Annotated in this window: 24 protein-coding genes and 3 pseudogenes; 14 read left to right on the top strand and 13 right to left on the bottom strand. The window is 72.4% G+C overall.

Annotated elements, in window-relative coordinates; all coding sequences use genetic code 11:
- Positions 1 to 133 precede the first annotated feature (133 nt).
- Positions 134 to 668: pseudogene (locus ACZ7BZ_RS36795) on the top strand (IS5 family transposase); the annotation flags it as partial.
- 27 nt (positions 669 to 695) lie between these two features.
- Here the strand turns inward: ACZ7BZ_RS36795 and ACZ7BZ_RS36790 are convergent.
- The 3 genes from ACZ7BZ_RS36790 to ACZ7BZ_RS36780 form a co-directional block, all read right to left on the bottom strand.
- Entirely contained in the window at positions 696 to 1,532 is an 837-nt protein-coding gene (locus tag ACZ7BZ_RS36790) for an IS3 family transposase (protein ID WP_470362163.1), read from the bottom strand.
- A 72-nt stretch (positions 1,533 to 1,604) separates the two neighbouring features.
- Entirely contained in the window at positions 1,605 to 1,904 is a 300-nt protein-coding gene (locus ACZ7BZ_RS36785) for a transposase (RefSeq protein WP_470362162.1), read from the bottom strand.
- A gap of 23 nt (positions 1,905 to 1,927) precedes the next feature.
- On the bottom strand, positions 1,928 to 2,302 hold the full coding sequence (locus tag ACZ7BZ_RS36780; RefSeq protein WP_470362161.1) for a hypothetical protein: 375 nt from the start codon (positions 2,300 to 2,302) through the stop codon (positions 1,928 to 1,930).
- On the opposite strand from ACZ7BZ_RS36780, the pseudogene ACZ7BZ_RS36775 reads away from it, so the two are divergent.
- The 5 genes and pseudogenes from ACZ7BZ_RS36775 to ACZ7BZ_RS36755 form a co-directional block, all read left to right on the top strand.
- A pseudogene (locus ACZ7BZ_RS36775) lies at positions 2,238 to 2,909 on the top strand (molybdopterin-dependent oxidoreductase); the annotation flags it as partial. The gene ACZ7BZ_RS36780 and the pseudogene ACZ7BZ_RS36775 sit on opposite strands and share 65 nt — an antisense overlap.
- Positions 2,910 to 3,507: 598 nt before the next feature.
- Positions 3,508 to 4,737, top strand: coding sequence for a S1 family peptidase (locus ACZ7BZ_RS36770; protein WP_470362160.1), 1,230 nt, complete (start codon positions 3,508 to 3,510; stop codon positions 4,735 to 4,737).
- Positions 4,738 to 4,763: 26 nt separating this feature from the next.
- A complete protein-coding gene (locus tag ACZ7BZ_RS36765; RefSeq protein WP_470362159.1) occupies positions 4,764 to 5,264 on the top strand; it encodes a hypothetical protein in 501 nt (166 codons plus the stop codon).
- Between the two features lie 147 nt (positions 5,265 to 5,411).
- Positions 5,412 to 5,960 (top strand): hypothetical protein, encoded by a 549-nt coding sequence (locus tag ACZ7BZ_RS36760; RefSeq protein ID WP_470362158.1) that lies wholly within the window; start codon positions 5,412 to 5,414, stop codon positions 5,958 to 5,960.
- Positions 5,961 to 6,190: 230 nt separating this feature from the next.
- Positions 6,191 to 7,450 (top strand): WbqC family protein, encoded by a 1,260-nt coding sequence (locus ACZ7BZ_RS36755; RefSeq protein WP_470362164.1) that lies wholly within the window; start codon positions 6,191 to 6,193, stop codon positions 7,448 to 7,450.
- Here the strand turns inward: ACZ7BZ_RS36755 and ACZ7BZ_RS36750 are convergent.
- A complete protein-coding gene (locus ACZ7BZ_RS36750; RefSeq protein ID WP_470362157.1) occupies positions 7,358 to 8,230 on the bottom strand; it encodes an aldo/keto reductase family oxidoreductase in 873 nt (290 codons plus the stop codon). The two genes, ACZ7BZ_RS36755 and ACZ7BZ_RS36750, sit on opposite strands and share 93 nt — an antisense overlap.
- A gap of 130 nt (positions 8,231 to 8,360) precedes the next feature.
- On the opposite strand from ACZ7BZ_RS36750, the gene ACZ7BZ_RS36745 reads away from it, so the two are divergent.
- The 5 genes from ACZ7BZ_RS36745 to ACZ7BZ_RS36725 all read left to right on the top strand — a co-directional run bounded on the left by ACZ7BZ_RS36745 (position 8,361) and on the right by ACZ7BZ_RS36725 (position 15,456).
- Positions 8,361 to 8,807 (top strand): winged helix-turn-helix transcriptional regulator, encoded by a 447-nt coding sequence (locus ACZ7BZ_RS36745; RefSeq protein WP_470362156.1) that lies wholly within the window; start codon positions 8,361 to 8,363, stop codon positions 8,805 to 8,807.
- Positions 8,808 to 9,309: 502 nt separating this feature from the next.
- Positions 9,310 to 9,834: a hypothetical protein gene (locus tag ACZ7BZ_RS36740; RefSeq protein ID WP_470362155.1), complete on the top strand. Its 525-nt coding sequence runs from the start codon at positions 9,310 to 9,312 to the stop codon at positions 9,832 to 9,834.
- A gap of 556 nt (positions 9,835 to 10,390) precedes the next feature.
- Complete coding sequence (locus ACZ7BZ_RS36735) at positions 10,391 to 10,798, top strand: hypothetical protein (RefSeq protein ID WP_470362154.1); 408 nt, start codon at positions 10,391 to 10,393, stop codon at positions 10,796 to 10,798.
- Positions 10,798 to 12,210, top strand: a complete 1,413-nt coding sequence (locus ACZ7BZ_RS36730) for a lanthionine synthetase C family protein (RefSeq protein ID WP_470362153.1) — start codon at positions 10,798 to 10,800, stop codon at positions 12,208 to 12,210. Before ACZ7BZ_RS36735 ends, ACZ7BZ_RS36730 begins: the two co-directional genes overlap by 1 nt.
- Before the next feature lie 36 nt (positions 12,211 to 12,246).
- Entirely contained in the window at positions 12,247 to 15,456 is a 3,210-nt protein-coding gene (locus ACZ7BZ_RS36725; protein ID WP_470362152.1) for a lantibiotic dehydratase, read from the top strand.
- Positions 15,457 to 15,585: 129 nt separating this feature from the next.
- Here the strand turns inward: ACZ7BZ_RS36725 and ACZ7BZ_RS36720 are convergent.
- Together ACZ7BZ_RS36720 and ACZ7BZ_RS36715 are read right to left on the bottom strand one after the other, a co-directional pair.
- Positions 15,586 to 15,810 (bottom strand): annotated as a pseudogene (locus ACZ7BZ_RS36720) (IS630 family transposase); the annotation flags it as partial.
- Positions 15,811 to 16,012: 202 nt separating this feature from the next.
- Complete coding sequence (locus tag ACZ7BZ_RS36715) at positions 16,013 to 17,002, bottom strand: alpha/beta fold hydrolase (RefSeq protein WP_470362151.1); 990 nt, start codon at positions 17,000 to 17,002, stop codon at positions 16,013 to 16,015.
- Positions 17,003 to 17,144: 142 nt separating this feature from the next.
- Between ACZ7BZ_RS36715 and ACZ7BZ_RS36710 the strand changes: the two genes are divergently transcribed.
- Positions 17,145 to 17,738, top strand: coding sequence for a helix-turn-helix domain-containing protein (locus ACZ7BZ_RS36710; RefSeq protein WP_470362150.1), 594 nt, complete (start codon positions 17,145 to 17,147; stop codon positions 17,736 to 17,738).
- Positions 17,739 to 17,865: 127 nt separating this feature from the next.
- Here the strand turns inward: ACZ7BZ_RS36710 and ACZ7BZ_RS36705 are convergent, their stop codons facing one another.
- The gene (locus ACZ7BZ_RS36705; protein ID WP_470362149.1) at positions 17,866 to 18,288 is read right to left on the bottom strand and encodes an ATP-binding protein; all 423 of its coding nucleotides are present in this window, start codon (positions 18,286 to 18,288) and stop codon (positions 17,866 to 17,868) included.
- A gap of 261 nt (positions 18,289 to 18,549) precedes the next feature.
- On the opposite strand from ACZ7BZ_RS36705, the gene ACZ7BZ_RS36700 reads away from it, so the two are divergent.
- Entirely contained in the window at positions 18,550 to 18,912 is a 363-nt protein-coding gene (locus ACZ7BZ_RS36700; RefSeq protein ID WP_470362148.1) for a PRC-barrel domain-containing protein, read from the top strand.
- Between the two features lie 234 nt (positions 18,913 to 19,146).
- Here ACZ7BZ_RS36700 and ACZ7BZ_RS36695 read toward each other — a convergent pair whose 3' ends face one another.
- Positions 19,147 to 19,317, bottom strand: coding sequence for a DUF6210 family protein (locus ACZ7BZ_RS36695; RefSeq protein WP_470362147.1), 171 nt, complete (start codon positions 19,315 to 19,317; stop codon positions 19,147 to 19,149).
- 164 nt (positions 19,318 to 19,481) lie between these two features.
- The gene (locus ACZ7BZ_RS36690; RefSeq protein ID WP_470362146.1) at positions 19,482 to 19,901 is read right to left on the bottom strand and encodes a hypothetical protein; all 420 of its coding nucleotides are present in this window, start codon (positions 19,899 to 19,901) and stop codon (positions 19,482 to 19,484) included.
- 93 nt (positions 19,902 to 19,994) lie between these two features.
- On the opposite strand from ACZ7BZ_RS36690, the gene ACZ7BZ_RS36685 reads away from it, so the two are divergent.
- Positions 19,995 to 20,138, top strand: a complete 144-nt coding sequence (locus tag ACZ7BZ_RS36685) for a hypothetical protein (protein ID WP_470362145.1) — start codon at positions 19,995 to 19,997, stop codon at positions 20,136 to 20,138.
- A 97-nt stretch (positions 20,139 to 20,235) separates the two neighbouring features.
- On the opposite strand, the gene ACZ7BZ_RS36680 is transcribed toward ACZ7BZ_RS36685, so the two are convergent.
- The 4 genes from ACZ7BZ_RS36680 to ACZ7BZ_RS36665 form a co-directional block, all read right to left on the bottom strand.
- Complete coding sequence (locus ACZ7BZ_RS36680; protein WP_470362144.1) at positions 20,236 to 20,784, bottom strand: hemerythrin domain-containing protein; 549 nt, start codon at positions 20,782 to 20,784, stop codon at positions 20,236 to 20,238.
- A 302-nt stretch (positions 20,785 to 21,086) separates the two neighbouring features.
- Positions 21,087 to 21,257 (bottom strand): hydrophobic protein, encoded by a 171-nt coding sequence (locus ACZ7BZ_RS36675; RefSeq protein ID WP_465747964.1) that lies wholly within the window; start codon positions 21,255 to 21,257, stop codon positions 21,087 to 21,089.
- Between the two features lie 169 nt (positions 21,258 to 21,426).
- Positions 21,427 to 22,395, bottom strand: coding sequence for an LLM class F420-dependent oxidoreductase (locus ACZ7BZ_RS36670; RefSeq protein WP_470362143.1), 969 nt, complete (start codon positions 22,393 to 22,395; stop codon positions 21,427 to 21,429).
- A gap of 97 nt (positions 22,396 to 22,492) precedes the next feature.
- Positions 22,493 to 22,759 (bottom strand): DUF6479 family protein, encoded by a 267-nt coding sequence (locus tag ACZ7BZ_RS36665; RefSeq protein WP_470362142.1) that lies wholly within the window; start codon positions 22,757 to 22,759, stop codon positions 22,493 to 22,495.
- Positions 22,760 to 22,808: the final 49 nt, after the last annotated feature.

The raw sequence follows: 22,808 nt of genomic DNA, 5'->3' as shown, positions 1-22,808 counted from the left end.
GTCCTCGACGAAAACAACACCGTCCTCCACACCGAACTCGTCACCGAAATCGCCAACGAACCGAACTACGAAACCGCCCTCGCCACCCTCAACTAGGGCGCGTCTCTTTGATGGGCTGAGCAGTTGATCGGATGTGTCTGTCCGGTTGGTGATCAGTGATGCGATGTGGGACCGGATCGAGCCGTGGATGCCGGCCGATCCGGTCCGTGGACGGCGATGGGCGGACCATCGCCGCACGCTGGAGGCGATCGCGTGGAAGTACCGCACGTGCTCGCCCTGGCGCGACCTTCCGGAGGAACTTGGGCCATTTCGGACGGCGCACAAGCGGTTGTTGCGGTGGGCGGTCGACGGCACGTGGCAGCGGATCTTTGCGGCTGTGCTGGCCGCGGCGGACGCCGAGGACGACATCGGCTGGACCGCCTCGGTGGACTCCACCGTGTGCCGGGCCCACCAGCATGCCGCCGGTGCCCGCAAAGGGTGACGGCGGCCGGGGCGAACCCGCCGACCACGCCATCGGGCGTTCACGTGGAGACCCGAGCACCAAGGTCCATCTGGCCAGTGACGTCCGGGCCCGCCCGCTGGCCCTCGTCGTGACGGCCGGGCAGGCGGGTGACGCGCCCGCGTTCGCGACCGTGATGGCCGCGATCCGGGTTCCCCGCAGGGGTGTCAATCCCCTGTAATCGTGGAGTCTTTCGTTATGCGGCCTGAGGTTCCTGATGGGCCTCAGCTCGGGCCTTGCTGATGATCCGTTCGAACTCCACGGGCGGTAGGCCGCCGGCTGCGCTGTGCCTGCGGCGGGTGTTGTAGAAGTCGGTGATCCACGTAGCGACCTTGATCCGGGCCTCGGCCCGGGTCGCGAAGCGGTGCCGGTGGATGTACTCGACCTTGATCGTCGAGTGGAAGCTCTCGGCGGCGGCGTTGTCCAGGGCCGATCCGACGCGCCCCATGGACTGGACGACGCCGAGGCGGTCGCACAGCTCGTTGTAGGCCTGGCTGCTGTATTCGCTGCCCCTGTCGCTGTGGAAGATCACGCCGTCCACCTGGCCGCCCCGGGTGGCCGCGGCCATCTTCAACGAGGCGCTGACCAGTGCGGCGTCGTGGTGAGCACCCATCGCGTAGACGAGCAGGCGGCGGGAGAACAGGTCGATCACGGTAGCCAGGTAGAGCTTGCCCTCGCTCGTGTCGATCTCCGTCATGTCGCCGACCCACAGCACGTTCGGCGCCACCGCGTCGAAGTGGCGATTGACCAGGTCACGGGCCGCTTTCCGCTTGCCCTGGCGGGTCAGAGAGCGGCGCCGACGCGGGGGCTTGCGGCCCTGCAGGCCCATCTCGGCCATGATCTTGGCGACTGTGTTCTCCGAGACCTGCCAGCCCTCGGCCCACAGGTCCAGGGTGATCCTGGGCGAGCCGTAAGTGTTGCCCGAAGCGACGAAGAAGTGCTCTATCCGTTCGGACAGCTCAGCCCGCCGAACCTCGCACATCGTCGGCTCGGCCGGGCGGCGGCGCCACTTGTAGAACCAGGACTCGGACACCCAGGGCCCGGCAGGCGGTCGTGTGCGGGACGCCGTGCTCGATCCTCTGGTCGACGATGAAGCCCGCAACCGTCACTTCGTCGCCTCCTTCACCCACAGGACCACTGATCGCTTGAGGACATCGCGCTCCATCCCGAGCTCGGCGATCTCCTTGCGTTGGCGGGTGTTCTCCTCCCGCAGCCGGCGCAGTTCGTCGCGTTCGGACTCGCTCAGGCCTCCCTCGGCATCCGCGTCCGCCCGGGCCCGCGCGCGGTGGACCCAGTTCTGCAGCGTGCTCGGCTGCACGCCAAGGTCCCGCGCGACCTCCACGGCCGACTTCCCGGCCTCTGTCACGATCCGCACCGCACCCGCGCGGAACTCCGCGTCGTACAAGCGCCTCTTCCCCGCCATGACCCTCAACTTCCCCTCTGGTCACGACTCCACGCTACGAGGGGAATGTCAATGCCGAGGGCGTAGCAGACCGCGGAGTTGGCGGCCGAGCCGCGGCCCTGGCACCAGATGTCGGTGCGGCGGGCGAAGTCGACGATGTCGTGGACGATCAGGAAGTAGCCGGCCATACCGAGTTGGTCGATGACGTCGAGCTCGTAGGCGACCTGGCGGTGGGCCTTCTCGTTGCCCGGGGCGAAGCGGTGGGCGGCGGCGCGCAGGGTGAGGTGGCGCAGCCAGGTGGCCTCGGTGTGGCCGTGTGGGACGGGGAAGCCGGGCCGGGGCCGGCTCGGGCTGAAGGACCTGTTCGGCTGGCAGGCCAACCACTCACCCGAACGCCTCACCAGCCCCCTCGTCCGCCACGGCGGCGAGCTCGTGCCGTGCGACTGGGACGCCGCCATGAACACCGTTGTGGCGCGCTCCCAGCTGCTGCTGGACGAGAGCGGGCCCGGGGCGATCGGCTTCTACACCAGCGGACAGCTGTTCCTCGAGGAGTACTACACCCTGGCGGTGATCGCCCGGTCCGGGATCGGCACCAACCACCTGGACGGCAACACCCGGCTGTGCACCGCCACCGCCGGCGAGGCGCTGAAGGAGACCTTCGGCTGCGACGGCCAGCCCGCCTCCTACACCGACATCGACCAGGCCGACGTGATCGCCCTGTTCGGGCACAACATGGCCGAGACCCAGCCGGTGCTGTGGATGCGCGTCCTGGACCGCTTGGAGGGCGCCTCCCCGCCCCGCCTGATCTGCGTGGACCCCCGCCCCACCCCGGCGGCCCGCCGCGCGACCGTGTATCTGACGCCGCGCGCCGGCACCAACGTCGCCCTCCTCAACGCCCTTCTGCACGAGGTCATCCGCACCGACCGGATCGACCGCGGCTTCCTCGAGCGGCACACCGTCGGCTTCGACGAACTCGCCGAACGTGTCGCCCACTGCACCCCAGCCTGGACTGGTCCAGCTCGGCGGTCGGGGCGCCGGGCCCGGCGCGAACGTCGGCGACCGTGGCGGCGACATCCGGATCGGAGTCAGTGAAGCCTTCGGCGATCTCGCTGGCGAGCTCGGCGGCGCGTCCCTTGAATCCGACGACCAGCGGCATCATGGCCGCCTCCCGGCAAGTACGTCGGCAGCAGCGGCGGCGAGCTGCTCGTCAGCACCGGAATCACCGCCTGCCCAGGGCAGCGTCATGACCGTCGACGTCGGCGTCGACACTGGTTCCCTTGGCCCCGAAGTGCCGCTCGACCGTGGATCCAAATCCCCCGAGGGACCCTCTAGCGGCTTTTCATGACCCCCGACAGGCATTCGGTCGCCGAACGGCGCAGGCAGGGGCCATTCTGCTAGCTCATTTTCGCCATGGTCGCAACAAAACGGTGCCGATGCGGGCTTGTTGACGAGGGAGAGGCCGGTCTCCTCGCACCTGCTCGCTCGTCCGGGTGAGTACCTGGCGGTTCGCTGGCGGTCCGACTCCGAAGCGTGGGGTACTGGGTCTCCCCCGCAGCAGCGCGGGCACGGCGCTCATGCCCCAGCCGGACGACGAGGAGACGGAAGCTTGTTCAGGAGGACTGCCATCGCCGCGGTGCTCATCGTCCTGGCCGCCGTCAACCCCGCCGCCACCAAGCCGAGTAGCGCGTCGTCGGCGGCCGACGCCGGCCAGGACGTGCTGCACCGCCAGGAGGTGCTTGAACGCCTCGCGGACGCCGTCACCGGAGTGCCCGAGCACCTGCGCGCAAGCGTCGCCGGCTACGCGGGGCACACCATCGACCCGCAGCAGGGCAGCCTGACGCTGTTCTGGCACGGCGACGTACCTGAGCGCGTCACCGACGTCCTGGAGCAAGCCCCGGCGGGCATCGCCGCAACGGTCCGACGGGCGCCCTACAGCCTGGGCCGGCTGCGCGAGGCGCGGGACCGGCTCGTCGCCGCCGCCGAACGCGGTGAGGACGGCACGGTGTGGAACGGGGCCGGGCCCGCTGTGGACGGCACCGGGCTGACCGTCACCTACACCCCCGACAGCTCCAGTGCGCGCCGCGCGCTCTCCAGCGAGCAGGTCTCCGCGCGCGCCGCCGAGCTGGCCGGTGTCCCGGTCCAGGCCTCGCCCGTGGCAGCTCCGGCGGCCGCGGCGACCCGGCACAGCGACGCCAGCCCGTGGAGCGCCGGCGCCGAGCTCACCGCCCCCGGCGGTGCCTTCTGCAGCTCGGGGTTCGGGGCCTGGCGCGACAAGACCGCGGTCCTTCTCACCGCCGCGCACTGCGGGACCTCCGGCACGTACAAGACCGGCGCCGGCACGACGATCGGCCAGGCTGCGGACGCGGACACCGGGCTCGACGTCACCGTGATCAACACCAACGGCGGCCCCAGCGGCCGCTTCTACGACGGCGCGTGGAACAACGCCTCCGGCTACTCCAAGCACGTCTTCGGCGCCGGCCACAACAGCGTCGGCGGGCTGGTGTGCGACAGCGGGGCCATGTCCGGGGTGCACTGCGGGCTGAAGGTCACCCAGACCGAGTACGCCGCCAACGTCGGGGGCACCTGGCACAAGGACATGGACGTCGCCGAGCGCACCGACGACCGGACCGTCGCGGTGGCCCAGGGCGACAGCGGCGGGCCGGTCTTCGCCAGCATCAACGGCGGCGAGGACATGCAGGCCCGCGGCATCATCGTCGCCGGAGGCGGCCAGAAGGCCGTCTGCAGCCCCACGGCGATCAGCACCATCTGCTACGACACCCTCCTCTACACCCCGATCTCGCCGATCATCGACAAGTTCGGCCTGTCCATCGCCTGACAGCACCAAAGGAAAGGGGCGCTCCCGTGGATGTCGCGCTCACCGGCCGGCTCGTGGCCACCCTCGCCATCCTCGCCGTCGCCTGCGGCGCGGCCGCCGCCCAGCCCGACGCGCCCCGCGGGCAGGAGCTGGCCGACCTCCAGCAGGCCATCTACAAGGCCGGCGTCGGCCCGGCCACCTGGCACGTCGACACCGTCGCCGCGCACCCGGGCGACCGGGTGCAGAGAGTCGAGGTGATCGGCGACCTCGACGACGCCCGCCGGGTACTCGGCCAGCGCTTCCCTGGCCGGACCGAGGTCGTCCGCGGCCACGTCACCTCAGACCTCGTCTACCGGCGCGGCCACGACTACCCACTCGAGGGCGCACTCCAGGCCCTCCAGCAGCCCGGGTTCCAGGTCTTCCAGACCGGCCTCGCCCCCGACGGCCGCACCACCGTCGGCGTCGTCGGCGACCTCGCCGCCGCCCGCACCTACCTCGACGCCCACTACCCGGGCCGCACCACCGTCCACAGCAACACCGCCCCCTGAGCGGGCAATCCGGCAACCTGACCGGCCGCCGGGCGGGCCGACGCCCTGGCGCGCCGCACTGCGGGCAACGGTGCCACGCATCCACCGCTCCCCCGTCCGGCGGGCGGCCGCTCGCCGCACGCGTACCCCCACCGCACACTGGGACTCGTGCCCGCCGACCAGCCGACCCGAGCCGAACACGACCTCCTGGCCGCGGTCGGGGCCCGGGCCACCCCCGGCACCCCGTCAGCCCCGGCCGCCGTCCTCGCCCAGGGCCGGCTGTTCACCCCCGCCCCCTGGCCCCGGGGCGCACCCCGCCGCGGCACCCCCGGCCGCTGCCACCCGAACGCGCTGCGCGTCGCCCACCTGACCGGCACCGCCTACGTGGAGGGCTACGCCTACGCCGACGGCACGGCACGGCCGCACGCCTGGTGCTCCGGCCCGGGCGGCGCCGTCCTCGACCCGACCTGGCCGGACGGTGCCGCCACCGCCTATCTCGGCATCCCGATGACCGTCCCGTTCGTGCTGGCCTTCCAGCAACGCACCAGCACCAGGACCGCGTTCGCCGGCGTCCTGGACGCCGAAGTCCAGACCGCACGGGACGCCACCCGGGTCTTCACCGACGGCGTCCCCGCCTGGGGCCTGCCCGACATCGGCCGCCCGCTGCCGCAACCGGCGACGATCGGCCGCCACCGGGACCCGGCCGCAAAGCTCTGACGGCATGAAGCGGGGCACGATGCCGCTCACCTCACGCCTGCGGCCGGCGCGGAGGGAAGCCCGCCACCGCGCCCGCCCGTACGCCCGACCCCGCTGCTCCGCTCGGTCCGCCTTCCCTCGGTACGCGGATCGGATGCGCGTTCACCGCCCATCGGCGGGCCCGGCCCCCGACCGGTGATCGCGGCCTACAGGAAATCGCACACGGCGGCCGACCCGGCGGCATCGCGGGAATGGGACCGGGGCCCAGGACCCCGACGCCGACCGTCAGAACGGCGGCGCGTCCACCCATCCCCCGGCGACAACGGTGGCTTCGGTCTTCTGCGCCCTGCCCACCCCCGGATCGCCGACCACTTCTCTCCCGACTCGCTGCTGCGCACCCTGGCCATGGCCTACAGCCGAACCGCCTTCTACGCCGAGACCATGGTGACCATCGCCCGGCGCTGGAGGCCGACCACCAGCTACTCCCCGACCTCAACACCGACCTGCTCACCCGCATCCACGCCGCCCTCGGCGCGACCGGCCGCCTGCTGCGCAGCTCCACCATGCCGCTGCCGGCCAGCGGTCGGATCGAGCGCATCGTCGCGGTCTGCGAGCACACCGGCGAGCAGACGCTGTGGGCCGGCTCCGGCACCCGCGGCTACCTGGACACCGCCGCGGTGGGCGCCACGGGGATCCGGGTCCTGTGGAACGAGTACTACCCGCGCCACCCCGTCTACCCGCAGACCTGGCCTCGCCAGCCCTTCACCCGGTGCTGTCCGTCGTCGATGCCACTTGCAACCTCGGCTGGGCCGACCTGCGGACCCTACTCACCGACGGATTTACCACCTACCAGAACGAGTTGGACGGAGTGCCAGCATGACCCGAACCCGGGTACTCACCTGCATCGACCTTCCGGTCGCCCCTTCCTGCGGCAGCATGATCCTCGTGGACGACGCCTACGCCGCGATGTCGGACCGCGTCCACAGCACCTTCCTCGGCATGCGGCCGATCGAGAACGGCTGGCACTCCTTCGACCGCCTGATCGCGCTGGACACGGCGAAGCGGCCCTACGGCCCGGACTACGGGCGCTACGTCGACGAGCTGACCGCCGAGGTCCGCGAGCTGATCCAGCAGCACTCGCCGCACGTGATCCACGCCCAGCACCTCGGATTCGGCCTCGCCCCGGCGCTGGTGCGCGCGGCCGGCCGGGTCCCGGTGATCTCCATCGCGCACGGCACCTACGTGATCGCCGCCGACGAGTTCGAGCAGGCCCGCCAGGCACTGACCGAGGTCGTCGCGGGCAGCGCCGCCGTGGTCGCGCCGAACGCGACCCTGGCCCGGTCGCGCGAAGGCGACCGGGACCGAAACTTGAACGGTGGCTTCGGTCGTGGCTTGTGGGCCGTTCAGCTACGGGGTATTCAGCGGCCGATGTCGTCCAGCTCGGTCAAGTCCCCATGCGAGAGGGAGAGTCCCGTGCCGGCGATGTTCTCGCGAAGGTGCGCCGTCGATGACGTGCCGGGGATGAGCAGGATGTTCGGTGATCGCTGCAGCAGCCAGGCCAGTGCGACGGACATCCGTGTCACCTTCAATCGAGCGGCGACCGCCGAGAGCGCCGAGGACTGAAGCGGGGTAAAGCCTCCGAGAGGGAAGAAGGGCACGTACGCGACGCCTTCGGTGGCGAGCCGGTCGATGAGCTTGTCGTCGTGGCGGTGGGCGAGGTTGTACATGTTCTGCACGCACACGATCGGCGCGATGCTCTGTGCCTCGGTGATCTGTTCTTCGGTGGCGTTGCTGACCCCGAGGTGGCGGATCAGGCCCTCCTGCTGGAGTCCCACGAGCGTCTCGAACGCCTCGGCGAGCGAGCCGGGCTCGGGGCCTTCGGCGTTGCCGAGTCGGAGGTTGACCAGGTCGAGTACGTCGAGCTGGAGGGACTTGAGGTTGTCGTGGACCTGACGGCGCAGATCCTCGGGTCGCCGGGCCGTGGGCCAGCCACCCCGTTCGTCGCGGGTCGCGCCCACCTTGGTCACGATGTGCAGCGACTCGGGATAGGGGTGTAGTGCCTCGCGGATCAACTCGTTGGTGATGCGCGGCCCGTAGGCGTCGCTGGTGTCGATGTGGGTGATGCCGAGGTCGACCGCTTCACGCAGAACGGCCAGGGCCCCCTCGCGATCGGTGGGCGGCCCCATGACCCACGTGCCGGCCAGTTGCATGGCGCCGTAGCCGAACCGGGTGACGGTCAAGTCACCCAGAGTCCGGGTGCCACCGGGAAGAGAGAGGGAGGGTGTGCTCATCCTGTTGCCTTTCGTCGTGCACTGGGGGTGGCGCCTGCTGCCTCCCTGCATCAGCATTGGAGAGAAACTTCCTATCGGGAAGTAGGCACTTCAGAGTGCGCAACCCACCTATCGGTGAGAGGTTCGATCAGTGACGACGGCGAAGGCGGCCCAGAAGAGGGCCCAGGCCAAGGTGGAGTACGACGCGTTCCTGGCGGGGTGCCCCAGCCGGCAGCTGCTCGACCGGATCTCGGACAAGTGGGTCGTCCTGATCCTGTGTGCGCTGGGCGGCGACACCAGCCCTGGCCAGTCCGGTGCAGCGCACGCAGACGCTCCGAAGGCGATGCGCTACTCCGAGATCTCTCGCCTTCTGGCCGGAGTCAGCCAGAAGATGCTGACCCAGACGCTACGGTCGCTGGAGCGCGACGGCCTGCTCACCCGTACCGTGACACCGACCGTCCCTGTCACCGTCTCCTACGAGCTGACCGACCTCGGTCTCTCGCTCCACCACATGACGCGCGGGCTCAGAAACTGGGCGCAAACACACATGGCCGAGGTCCTCGCGAACCGTGAGAACCACGAGGCTCGCACCTCCTGACGGCTCACATCCAACCGTCCGACAGCTCTGTGTCCTCGGCGCCACACCCTCAACTGCGCAGAGCCGGTAGCCGTCCAGAACGGCGGACCAGGCGGGGTGTTGGCCGGCGGTGAGGGCGGGGACCTCGTCGTGCGAGGCCCAGCTTCGTCCTCGTCGCACAGAGGACGGGGGTTGATACTGGTGAGCTCGCATATTCAACCGTCGCGAGTTCTCAGCCACGACACGCCCGATCGCGGCCGTGAGCAGTCTCCGGAGGCGGACCCCCTCCACCCGGGAGATCCGAGATGCGTCCGTTTCCGGAAGCGCCTTGACGCGGCATCAGAGGTGGTGAAGTGGTAAATTTGAACACGTTCAAGCGATGGCCGGCCGGGGCCTACCGCACGGTTTGACAGGGGGGTCTGTGCCACTGGAAACGAAATCCGGGCCAGCGGGTGAGCAATCATCCGCCACTGTCAGACCCAAGGCACTTCGAGGCCGAGCGGCCTGCGCCCTGAGCGCGCTAATGCTCTTGGCCCTTGCCTTCGGCGTGGCGGCGCTGGCCTGGTCCGCCTGGCCGTCCGCGTGCCCGGATCCACGCGAGGACTGTGACGCCTCGGATTCGCACTCCGGGGATCACACCTTTCCGCAGGTCCTGGCGCGTTTCTCGGTCAACGCGCCATGCGGGACCAAGGGCCTGCGATACGCCTACTCCGACAACTGGAACGACGCCGAGGAGAACTTCGGCCTTCACGCCACCGTGACCCGCGACTGCCTGCGCGCATTCGTGGCCCAAGTCGCCCCCGGTACCGACCTCGACGCAGCACCCCTGGTCCGTCCCGATGCCGCGGAGTTCCCGTTCAGGCTGAAGCTCGGCACATTCCCGAACGGCCCACTCGTGCCACCGGAGCCCGGTCACGCCTACCGCATTGTCACCGCCACCAGTGCCGGAAACGGTCGGCAGGTGTACCTGTCCATCGACAACGACATGCCGTCGCCCACCATCGAGGCCGTATTCGTGCGGAACGCCGCCGACGCCTGGCCCCACTGACCGCGATGATCGACCTTCCGCGGGAAGGCTCCGTGGGAGGGAACCGTCCAAGCGCCCGAGGGCTACTGGGTGGGCTCGCGTGTTCAACTGTCGCGGGTTCCCCGGGGAGCCCAGCCCGCCGGTGCCCGGGTGTGGTCGCCTGCGGCGTACCGGCTCCAGGCTCCGCCGTTCTCCCGGAGGAGTCGGTCGAGTACCGGTGACTCTGGGCTCACGACAGCGACCGGTCGTGGGCCACATCGCTCGCACGCGGGGCGACGGCGTCCCGTCCGCTTGCACCCGGCGTTCGCGCAAGGGCCTGGACGACGCATGCCTCGATGGACGGTGCGGATTACGCGCTGGGGCCCTTGGCCGGGGTGTGGGTGGATGGAGAACTCCCTCCCCAGGGAGCGGAAGCCAGCCTGCCGGTGGCGGAGGGTGACGAAATCCGGGAACGGAGGGTCACAGCGTCACGGAGGGTCGCCTCCTGCGGCGTCGTCACCCGCTTGCAGCCACACGTCGGGCTGCCATAGTGGAAATGAGTGAACGTGCTCGGCAACCAGCCCCAGAAGGTTGCGCCATGAACGACAAGCAAGTGAACGCCGGAATCAGCGACGACCAGTTCGACCTGGACATCCGGGTCAAGGTGGTCACCAAGGCCGTCGACGGGTTCGCCGCCCACGCGGGCGAGACCGCCAGTTGCGCCAGTACCTGCGGGGACGAGTGCACCAACAGCTGTGCCAGCACCTGCGGGGAGGAGTGCACCGTCGCCAGCCTGCCCGCCGGCGCCGCCGTCGGCGAAACCGAGACCTGCTCGACCTGCGGCTCGTGCACCTCGGAGTGCGACACGGCCCCGGTCCGGTTCTTCGAGGACCACTACGTCCTGGAGGTCAGTCAGGTCCGCGCCGACGGCATCACCCGAAGGGTCGCCGGGGAACAGGTCATCCGCCGCGTCGAGCGGGGGACCCGGTCGTCCCAGGAAGGCTGATGGCCGTAGCAGCGTCGCCCCGGGAAGGCCGGGGGCAGGCGGCGGCCTGGCGGCCGGCGATCGTTGACGCCCGGACCGCGTCCCTGGCCCGGGCCTCGGCCGTGGACGTGCTCTCCCGGCTGCGCGATCCCGGCACTGCGGAGGCGGCGGGCCGGGCCGGTGCGCGCCGGGAGCGGCCACGCTGGACGCCGTACGGCACCGCACAGGGCGCCAGCGGCCTCGCCCTGGCCTTCGGGCACCTCGACCGCTGCCTGCCCGGCCAGGGCTGGGACGTGGTGGCCCACCGTCACCTCGCCCACGCTGTGGAGGGCACCGCCCGGGACCCCGTCACGGGCCCGGGCCTGTTCTCCGGGCTCGCCGGAATGGCGTTCAGCACCGCCTACCTGGCCAACGGCCGGGAACGGTACCGCACGCTGCTCGGCGACCTCGACGACAGCCTGTACGCGCGGATCCCCCGGCGGCTCCCCGCCGTCGACGGGCGGGGACTCGCCGTCGGCGCCTTCGACCTCGTGTCCGGCTGGACCGGTGTGGCCGCCTACCTCCTCGCCCGGCCGCCCGGCCCAGACCGGGACCGCGCGCTCGGCACCCTGCTCGGCTGGCTGGCCGATCTGTGCCGGGGCTGCCCGGACACCGACGGGATCCCCGCCTGGCACACCCCGCACGCCCTGATCGCCGACGAGGGCATGCGCGCGAGGTACCCGGGCGCGGTCGCCAACTGCGGCCTGGCGCACGGCATCACCGGCCCCCTCGCCCTGCTCGCCCTCTGCCACGCCGACGCCCACGGCCCGGCGGTGCCGGGACACACCGAGGCGATCGGCCGGGCCGCGTCCTGGCTCGCCGCCCGGCACGTCGCGAACGCCCGGGGCGGCGGGTACCCGTCGGTTGTCGGTTACCCGCCGGCGGTCGAGGAGCCCGCGGCCTCCGCCCCGGATGAACAGGCCTACACGCCCGGTGAACAGGCCCCCGCTCCGACACCGGCCCGCGACGCCTGGTGCTACGGCAGCCCGGGTGTCGCCCGCGCGCTGTGGCTGGCGGGCACCGCCCTGGGCGACCCCGGCCTCACCGCCGCGGCCACCGCCGCCCTGCGGGCCGTCCTGGCACGCCCGGTCGCGTGGCGCCGCGTCGACTCGCCCGGCTTCTGCCACGGCATCGCGGGCCTGCTGCAGGTCGCCCTCCGGTTCGCCGCCGACACCGGGGACGAGCAGATCGGCGCCGGGGCGCACCGCCTGGTCGAGCAGCTGCTCGACGAGTACAGGCCCCGATCACCCTTCGGCTACCGCAGCGTCGAGGCCGACGGCACCCGTGCGGACCGGGTCGGCCTGCTGGAGGGCACCCCCGGGATCGCCCTCGCCCTCTTGGCCGCCGCCACCCCCGAACCCCCGGCCTGGGACCGGTTCTTCCTGCTGTCGTGACCGGCCGCCCACCACCGTGACCGCCCACCCGATGCCATGACCGCCGACAACTCCCGCGCTCCCGACGCCCACGCTCCCGGCGCCCACACTCCTGGCGCCCGGCGACGACCGTCCCCGGGGGCGCCGAGCCGCTACCGCGCCCTCGACTTCGTGATGATCCGCACCCCGGTCCTGCCCGTCACCCGCTACCCCGCGGCCGACGCTGCCGGCCCCGAGCCCGCCACCGCCCAGGTACGGGACGACGGGCTGGCGCGGTGCGCCGTCGCCGTGTCCTCGCTGCCCCTGGCGGCCGCGCTGCGGCGGCCGGCGGACACCGAGCGCGATCGGCGGCGGCTCGAGGCGAGCCTGCTGCGCTACCTCGTCCGGCTCAGCACCCGTCCCACCCCGTTCGGGCTCAGCGCCGGCGCCGCCGTGGGGCGGTGGGGGCCGGCCACCGACGTCCGGATCGCCGACGACCGGCCGCCCGAGATCCACGCCCGGCTCGACATGCACGCCCTGCTGCACTTCGTCACCGCCCTCGAATCGACCCCGCGGATCCGCCGGGCGACCCAGGTCATCGCCAACCCGGCCGTGCTGCACCGGGCCGGCCGGGTCACCCTCAGCGGCGTCGAAGCGCCGCGGACGGCGACCGGCGGCGAGAACGTCACGCTGCGCGCCACCGGCGCGGTCCTGCGCGCCCTCGCCCTCGCCCGCACCCCGATCAGCCACGCCGACCTCGCCGCCGACCTGCTGCGCACCGTCCCCGGAGCGACCCCCGACAAGGTCGACGACCTGCTCCAGCGCCTGTGGCGGCACGCCTTCCTCCTGACGGACCTCCGCCCGCCGCTGACCCACCTCGACCCCTGCGGGCACGTCCTCGACCACCTCGGCCGGATCCCGGCGGCCGCCGCCGCCCACGCCGACCTCTCCGCGCTGCTCGCCGCGATCCAGGACTGGCGCAAGCAGCCCCCGGCCGTCGGCGCCGACACCTTCCCCGCGCTGGCCGACCACGCCCGCCGCGTCACCGGCCTCGACACCGGCACCCCCCTCCAGGTCGACACGGCACTCTCCCTCGCGGCCGGGACGGTGTCCCACCGGGTCGCCGACGCCGCCGTCGAGGCCGCCGACCTGCTGCTCCGTCTCACCCCCTTCCCGGACGGGCTGCCGCACATCGCCGCGTACCGGCGCGCGTTCGAGGCCCGGTACGGAACCGACCGCGACGTGCCCGTCCTCGAACTGCTCGACCCCGTCACCGGCCTCGGCGCCCCCTCCCCGACCGCGACGGTCGCATCCCTCGACAGCGACCGGGCCGACGCCCTGCTGCGCCTCGCCACCGAGGCGCTCCACGACCACCTGCCCGGCGTCGACCTCGACCGGGACACCCTCGACCGGCTCACCCTCCAGAGCGTCGCCCCCGACCGGCTGCCCCTCTCGCTCGACCTCTACGCCATGGTCGCCGCCCCGTCGGCCGCCGCCGTCGACGCGGGCGACTTCCGGCTGGTGGTGGGCGCCAACATCGGCGCCGGAGCCGCCGGACGCAACCTCGGCCGCTTCGCCGGCATGCTCCCTGGCGCCGTCCCCGCCCTCACCGAGGTCGCCGCCGCGGAACGCGCCCTGGACCCCGGACGCGTCCTCGCCGAACTGGTCTACCTCCCCGAGAAGACCCGCTCCGCCAACGTCGTCGTACGCCCCACCGTCCGCGACCACGAGATCGGCATCCGGACCAGCGCCGAGGACGGCCCGGCCCGCTACATCCCCCTCGACGAACTCGCGGTCCGGATCACCGCCGGCAGGCTCGCCCTGATCTGGGACCACGGCATCTGGGACGACGGCATCTGGGACGACGGCGCGAAAGGCCGCCCGGAAACGGACCGCGCCGGAGAGCACACCCCACGGGCCGTCCGGGAGGTCACCGTCTGCTCCGGGCACATGCTCAACCACAGCCGGGCCCCCGCCGTCTGCCGCTTCCTCGCCGACCTGAGCCACGACGGCACCGCGCAACTCTCCGGATTCGACTGGGGCCCCGCCCGTACCTTCCCCTACCTCCCCCGGGTCACCTGCGGCCGGATCGTCCTGCGCCCGGCACAGTGGCGCATCGACCACCTCCACGCCCGGCGGCTCACCGGGAGCCCGGACCGCTTCCCGGCCGCCTTCGACGCCTGGCGCCGCCACTGGCGCGTGCCCCGCCACACCTACCTGACCAGCAGCGACGAAGCGGCGGACCACCGCCTCCTCCTCGACACCACCGGGCGCTCCCACGCCGAGGAGATCCGCCGAGCCCTGACCCGTCTGCCGCCCGGCGGAGCCGTGATCCTCCAAGAGGCCCTCCCCGGCCTCGACGACGCCTGGGCCACCGGGCCGGACGGACCCCACATCGTGGAACTCGTCGTCTCCATGACCCGTCGAACCGCCGCCCCTCCCGCGCCACCACCCCGCCCGCACCACGCCCCCGTCGCCCGGGCCGAGCGCCTACGGCCCCCGGGTGGCGACTGGACCTACCTCAAGCTCTACGGCGACCGGCAGGAGGAGGACGCCCTCCTCGCCGGCGCGGTCCGTGACGTCGTCGCCGACCTGGCGCACCACACCGACCGCCGCCTCTTCCTGCGCTACGCCGACCCCGAACCCCACCTGCGGCTGCGCCTGCGCGGTGACCCCGCCCTGCTCGTCCCGGCCCTCGGCGACTGGGCCGCGGCCCTCCTCGCCGACGGGTGCCTGACCCGGTTCGGCTTCGACGTCTACGACCGCGAGGTCGAACGCTACGGCGGCCTCGCCGCCATGGACGCCACCGAGGAGCTCTACACCGCCGACAGCCACGCCGTCCTCGACCTGCTGGCCCTGCGGCGGGCCGGCCGGCTCCCGCTCGACGACACGGCGCTCGCACTGCTCAGCATCGACGACCTGCTGGCGGGCATCGGCCTGGACGAACCGGCCCGAGCGCACCTCTACCGCCGCCGCTCCCGCCACGAACGCCTCGCCGGCGCCGAATTCCGCGCGCGCAAGGCCGAGTTCTGCGAACTGCTGAGCGCCCCGCCCCCGCCCCCCGTTGCCGAGGTCCTCGCCGACCGCCGCCGCCTGCTGGCCCCCGTCGCCGCCCGGCTCACCGACCTGCACCGGCGCGGACTGCTCGGCCGCCCCCTCCTAGACCTCTGCGACAGCTACGTCCACCTGCACTGCAACCGCCTGCTGGGCCCGAGCCACCCGGCCGAACGCGCCGCGGTCGAACTGCTCCACCGCACCCGGCAGAGCCTGACCCTGCGCGCCGGGTGACCCCGGAGGCCCGCCGCCACCGCGCTGCCCCGCACCGCGCAGCTCACCCTCGAACAGGCCGACGCCCTCCAGTACGCGGCCGACGACCTCCTGCTTCTTCGGGTGAGCGATCCTGCCGAGGCGGGCCATTCACGCCGCTTCGGTGAGCGTCCTTCCTCCCCAGCGGAGGCCCTTCTCGCTGCGAATACGGGCGCGCTCTCTGCGCTGGGCGGCCAGGACGTCGGGGAGGCGGGCCTTGGCGTTGCGCCAGCGCAGGTAGGCGTGCAGCACGCAAATCTGAACCGTGTGGTTCGGATGGTTCGAGTTGGCGAGCGTGAACTGCCGCAGCGGTCCGAAGTGCGCCTCGATCGGGTTGCCCGCCAGGCGGCCGACTGCCGGGCGAACCAGGCGTTCACCGAGGCGGCGGTGCGGCCCTCGACCTGCCCCAGCAGCCCGGCGCCGCCGGTCAGATCCACGAATCCGACGTGCCGGCGATCGGTGACGACCTCCCAGGTCTCACCGGGTCCGCGGGTACCCGGGTCCCGTACGCCAGGAGGGCCGTCGCCTCGCCTGCGGTTCACCCCCGGAGGGAGGCGAGCCAGGAGGTCAGGAGGCGGTTCACCTCCTCGGGGCGCTCCTGCTGGATCCAGTGTCCGCAGCCGTCCAGGATGTGGGTGGCGGCCAGGCCGGGGAGAGTGGCCGGGTAGGCGTCGATCGCGTCGGCCATCCAGGTCGTGGAGGCGTCCAAGGCACCGCCGATGAACAGGGACGGCTGCTTGATCGGGGCTCCGCCGTACTGGGCGAGGTCCTCCCAGTCGCGGTCCATGTTGCGGTAGCGATTGAGGGCCCCGGTCATGCCGGTGCGCTCGAACTCGCCGGCGTACACGTCGAGGTCGTCCTCGGTCAGCCAGGCGGGCAGCTTGCCACCGGGGAAGCGGTCGCGCAGTCGTTCGCCGGTGCGGGCCACGAAGTGCGGGTCGGGCTCGCCCCGGGTGGGCATGGTGTCGGCGGACATGGCCGCGTAGAAGCCCGCGAGCCAGCCACGCAGGTCGGGCTCCATCTCCGCTTCGGCCCGGCCGGGCTCCTGGAAGTACGAGACGTAGAACTCCTCGTCGCCGCCCATCTGCGCGAAGACGTCGGTGGGGCGGGGGCCGCCGGGCGGCGCGTAGGGGACGCTCAGCAGTCCGACAGCGCGGAAGACCTCGGGGTGAAGCAGGGCGGAGGCCGCGGCGATGTTGGAGCCCCAGTCGTGTCCGACGATCACCGCCCTCTCCTCGCCCAGGGCGCGCACCAGGGCGACGTTGTCCGCCACCAGGTCGAGCAGCCGGTAGGCGTCCGTCGCGGTCGGCTTGGAGGAGCGGCCGTAGCCGCGCACGTCGAGCGCCACGGCCCGGTACCCCGCCGTCGCGAGAGCCGGGAGCTGGCGGCGCCAGGAGTACCAGGACTCGGGGAAGCCGTGGACGAGCAGGACCAGCGGTCCGATGCCCTGCTCGACCAGGTGCAGGCGCCCGGCGGGTGCCTCAACGGTGCGGTGGCGCAGGTCGGCGGACGGCGCGGGCTGTTGCATGGCTTCTCCTCGGTTCGCGGGCGGCCGCGGTTGCCCACTGATCTTGCTGCGGGGCAACCGCCCGACGCGAGCACCCTTGCCGTTCTGGCAAACTGCCGGGACAGCATGGTGGGGACGGCAGGGCCGGAGAGACGGGGCGACGGTGACGGACGACAGCACAGCCGACACGCTGGCGGCCGTGGGCCCTCGGCTGCGGACCGCGCGCGAGCAGCGCGGCGCCACGCTCACTGACGTCAGTCGTACGACCGGCATCTCGCTGAGCACGCTGTCGCGGATCGAGACGGGCCGGCGCAAGGCGACGCTGGAGGTGCTGCTGCGGCTCGCGAAGGCGTACGGCATCTCCCTGGACGAGCTGACCGGCACCGTACCGGTCGCCGCGACTGGTCCGCGCATCCGGATGCCGGTGCGTCCCGGCGGCGACAAGGTGGTGCTGCCCTTGACCCGGTACGTGGGGGGCCTGCACGCCCACAAGCACGTCCTGCCCGCCGTCGATGCGCCGCCGGCGCGGCCGCGGCAGGTCTCCCACGACGGGTACGAATGGCTCTGCGTCCTGTACGGGCGGCTGTGGCTGGCGCTCGGCGAGCAGGACCTCGTCCTGAGCGCCGGGGAAGTGGCCGAGTTCGACACTCGTACCGCTCATGGAGTCGCGAACGCCGGACCCGGCGGACCGGTCGAGTACCTGATCATGTTCGGGCCGCAGGGAGAGCGCCTGCGACCGCGCACCGGAGCATCCTGATCACGTCGTGGACCCGGGCCGCACCGGTGTGGATACGGCGGTGATTCGCAGCACGCCCTCCCGGTGTCCCTCGATCTGCTCCCAGGACCTGGGCGCCGGCTTCCACTGCCGGCTCACCGGCCCCCGCTCACCGTGGTGGCGGGCAGGGCTTCGAGCCCGGCGGGTGGAAGTGCGCGGTGACGGTCTTGCCGTCCTTCTGCAGACGGGTGCGCCAGTGGTCGGCGAGCGCGTCGACCAGCGCCAGGCCGCGCCCTCCGGTGGCTTCCGGGCCCGCGGCCCGGGGCTGGGGGAGCCGACTGCCGTGGTCGTGGACACTCAGGTGCAGGCAGCGTCCGTCCCAGGTCAGCACCAGCTCCGCGTCGCTGCCGGCATGGACGTGGGCATTGGTGGTCAGTTCGGACACGGCCAGCACGACCGCGTCCGCGACGGCCGGCGCGTCCCGGTCCCAGCCGAGGGTCTCCAGATGTCTCCTCGCCCACGCCCGGCCGGCCCGTACTCCGGCGCCAAGCGGAAGCCGCCGGGCCCATCCCACTCCGCCGATCCTGGACACACGGGCCTCCCTTCAAATGGAGTGCAGCCCTCATGTGCCCGCATCCGGCGACGACATGCGACCGGGGGCACGACGTTGCGCGCTCTGCCGTCCGGCCAGGACCGCTGTCGCGTCCGCGCGCCGAACGGGCCGGCCGCGCGTTCGTCCCGGCGCCGTCGGACCCGCTCGCGGGAGCGCGCCGCGGGCATGGAAGCGGAGAGCGCGGGCAGGCGGTCGCCACGGAGCGCGCCGCACGGGCGGCGCCGTGACGCGAGGAGAGACATGAGCGCCAGCAGGATCTGGGAGTTCCGTTCCGAATCCGGCCACGTCTCGGGCACCGACCTGGTCGGCTACCACGTCGAAGCCACCGACGGCCCCATCGGCACGGTCGACAAGCACTCCGAGGAGGTCGGCGCCTCCCACCTCGTGGTCGACACCGGCCCCTGGATCTTCGGCACCCGGGTCCTGCTGCCGGCGGGCACCGTGGCCACGGTCGATGAGCACGAGAAGAAGGTGTACGTCGACCGCACCAAGGACGAGATCAAGAACGGCCCCGCGTTCGACCCCGCCCACGGCACCGGCGCCGACTACCAGGCGGGCTACAACGCCTACTACGGCCCCTTCTACATCGGTCCCTTCCTCTGACCGGCCCGCCGGTGCGCCGCGCGGGGACCGCGGACCGACGGGCACGCGCCGGGCGCCGTCACCCTTCGCCGGGCGGTTCCTCCGGGGGCCGTCCGGCGTCGGCGCTGCCGGAGCGATCCGTATCCCGCGAACCGGTGCCGTGTCCCGCGCACGGAACCCGACCGGGTCCAACCGGGGCGGGGTGGTGATCGCGGCACTGATCCTCTGGTTCAGGGCCGACGGATAATCATCTGTTCAGTCCGAGTTGGACCACACCAGCACGCCGGGACCGTCCGGTGTGATCACCGGCACCCATGCCTCATCGGCCTCACGGATCCGGCTCTCGTCCAGGCGCAGCGCGCGCGGCTCCTCGGTGGTCCCATCGGATGCCCGGCGGACGGTGAAGACGAAGCGTCGAGAGCTCATGACGCCAGTCTTCCGGGCTGCCCGCCACGAGCTCAACGACAACCGGGAGTTCCCCGGTGGACGGTCGGTTCACCCCGCCTCACAGCCCGGCGGCTGTCTTCGGGTGACATCGGAGTAACCGGCGTCCCGTCGTGGGCGGATGCGGTCCGGGCTACCGCTGTCGCTCAATCGGCATGCGTGCCTTCCGCCTTCGTTCCGTGCGGCTCCGGCGGACCGCCGGGCCGGGCAGTCGGGGTGCAGGGGCCAAGGCCCAGCTCTCGCTCGAGCTCCTCGATCCGGGCGGCCACCGCGTGCGAAGGCGCTGCCGTGCTCCGCGGAGCGGGCCGGTCGAGCACCAGCCCGGTCACCACCCGCCGGAGCACCAGGGCCGGGACGGCGACGACCCAACACAGTCCCGACACCAGCGCCATCGCTTCGGCCTGAGCCCGTTCCTGCTCCTCGAACCGCTCCTCGAGCCACTCGGTGCCCGCGCCTCTTCGGCCGGTGACGAACCCCGCACGTAATCGGCCGAAGACCGTTCGAGCCGTCAGCCCCGCGACGACTGCGTACGCTGTGAACGTGATGAGGAACAGCCACGGCACCACCGATCGCCTCCTCCACTCTCGCCCGTCTCGTTGACGCGTCAGCCCGCCTGCCCCGAATCGGCCGGTTGCTAACAACGGGCGCCACCGGTGTGAGTGGGATTCCGGATCCCGGCCGGTGCTACGGTCAACCGGCGCGACACCCGGCGCCGGGCCGCGCAGGTCCGCGACGACCTGCGCACGCGCCTGCCGGTCGACCCGGCCGGCCGCGGCTACTGCACGGCGACCGACCGCGGCTGACAACCGGAAGCGGAGGCCGACCCCCGGGCGCCGGCCGCGGCTCGCCGCGGATGCCAGGACGAGCCCGACCGGCGCCGGCCCACGACAGGGCCCGAGGTCAGGACTTGCCCCGGCCGGTCACGAGGTCGCGGGCGCGGTCGACCAGGCCCGTACCGGCGGCGAGCAGCTTGTTGTCGGGCGCGTTCGGGTGGGGACGGGTGGGCGCGAGCTTCTTCGCCCGCCGGACCTGGTCGCCCAGCTCGTTCAGCCGCTCGGCCGAGCAGGCCTTCGCCAGGGCCGGGAAGAGGTTCTGTTCCTCGTCACGGACGTGCGCCGAAACCTCCGAGACGATCCGGTCGACCAGGACGCCGAAGCGGGCGTCACCGCAGTCCACGCCTTCGAGTTCCTTGAGGAGCTTCTCGACGGTCTCGTGGTCCGCGATCTCCTTGTCCGCGAGTTCCCCGCCGCCGGGCACGTGTTCCCGCACCGCGGGGTACAGGTACTGCTCCTCGGCCACCGAGTGGCGAACCAGCTCGATGGTGAACTGGTCCGCGACCTCGCGGCGCCGCTCGTCGCCCGCGGGCAGCGCCTGGACCCGGGCGAACAGCTCCTCCACCTCCCGGTGGTCCGTCATCAGTTCGTCGATCACATTGCCGCCGTGTCCCATGTGCCGTTCTCCTGTCCGTCTAAGGGTCTCGCCGCGCTGCCGACCCAGGCGGGCAGCCGGCGTTGATTCCTCTCATATCCCGCATTTCGGACTGTATGCGGGCCCGTCGGCGCGGCCACCCCGATGCGTTGCCGAGCGGACGGCCTTCCCCGGCAGCCGGAGGGCTGGCATCGGGCTCGCACAGTGAATCACCGGCGGGACGGCTCTGCGAGCCGACGGCGAACGGCAAGCGGCGGGGCCGCCCGATCAGGTCGGCCCCGCCGCTTGCCGTTCGCCGGCAGAGCCGGCGCGGTCCCGAGCGGTTACCAGCGGTACCAACGGCTCCGCCCGCCTGCCGCCGTCGTGCCGCGTGCGATGAAGCCGAGCAGCCACACGACGAACACGATGACGGCTGCCCACCAGAGCACCTTCAGCGCGAAACCGGCGCCGAACAGGATCAGGGCGAGCAGAAGGACCAGCAGAAGCGGGACCATGGGCCGACCTCCTCGAGTTGGTGGTGTGCCTGTCCTTCTGCCCCGGGATCGCAAAGGCATGTACCGGTTTGGGAGTGTGTGTCCGCTCGTCGGGACGGCCCGCCGAAGTGACGTCCCGGCGACGAACCTTCCTGCCCACCTGAGGCCCCGCCGTTCTGACGCCCTGTCGTCAGAACGCCCCGCGCAGCGTCGGCAGCAGGGCCTCCTCGGCCCAGTCCAGGAAGCCGGGCTGGCTGTCCCCGCCCACCTGGACGAGGGCGACCTCACCGAACCCGGCGTCGACGAAGGGCCGGACGGCCTCGACGAAGTCCTCGACCCGGTCGCCGCAGGGGATCGCCTTGGCGACGTCCTCGGGCCGGACGTACTGACCGGCCGCCGCGAACCCGGCGGTGCCCGGCAGTTCGGCGTTGACCTTCCAGCCGCCGCCGAACCAGCGGAACTGCTCGTGGGCGCGGCGCACGGCCTCGTCCCGGTCGCGGTCCCAGCACACCGGCACCTGGCCCACCGCGGGCTTTCCGGCGCCGCCGTGCTCCGCGAAGCCCGAGACCAGTCCGGCGTCGGGCTCGACGGCGATCGCGAGGTCGGCGAGCCGCCCGGCCAGGGCACACGAGGCCGGGCCCGACACCGCCATCCCGATCGGCGGCGGCGGGTTCGGGAGGTCCCACAGCCGGGCGCCGATCACCTCGAAGTGCTTCCCGTGCCGCGTCACGTACCCGCCCTCGAACAGCGCGCGGATGATCTCCACCGCCTCGGCGAACATCTCCAGCCGCACCGACGCCGCCGGCCAGCCCCGGCCCACCACGTGCTCGTTGAGGTTCTCCCCGCTGCCGAGACCCAGCCGGAAACGGCCCTCGGACAGGAGCTGGAGCGTGGCCGCCTTCTGCGCCACGACCGCGGGGTGGTAGCGGAAGGTCGGGCAGGTCACGTACGTCATCAGCGGGATCCGGGAGGTGGCCTGCGCGGCGGCTCCCAGCACCGCCCACGCGTAAGGGGCGTGGCCCTGCTCGCTCAGCCAGGGGAAGTAGTGGTCGGAGACCACCGAGAAGTCGAAGCCCGCCTCTTCGGCGCGCACCACGTCGCAGACCAGGCCCCGGGGGGCCCGCTGCTCGGTCATCATCGTGTATCCGATCTGCACCATGACCCGCGTCTGCCCTGCGGACGGCGACGCCCACCCCCGGATCCGGTCTTCGTTCGATCGCACCAACGCCCGGCGCCGGGCCTCGCCGGAGCGGACCTCAGCGGCCGGGACGGCCGGGTCCGGGGCCGGACCCGGCGGGCGGCTCCTCGTCCAGTTGGGGGTGCTCGCCGTCGGGGGTGCGCCAGGAATCGGCGCGCTCGGCGGCGGCGCCCTCGGCGGGGCGCGGCGGCCGGCGGCGGAGGAGGCGGTGGCTGCCCCAGGCGAAGGCGCCGATGAGCACCACGGCGATGACCAGTGCGGGCACCACGACGCCCGCCACCGAGGGGCTGGCGGCTTCCGCGGCGGTGAGCGAGTGCGTGATCACGTTCCGACGTCCTTTCCCGGGTTCGTCCGGCTGCCGTTGCGCAGCGCGG

Source organism: Kitasatospora sp. NPDC036934 (assembly GCF_055608425.1).
This window is presented reverse-complemented; position numbering and strand designations above follow the sequence as displayed.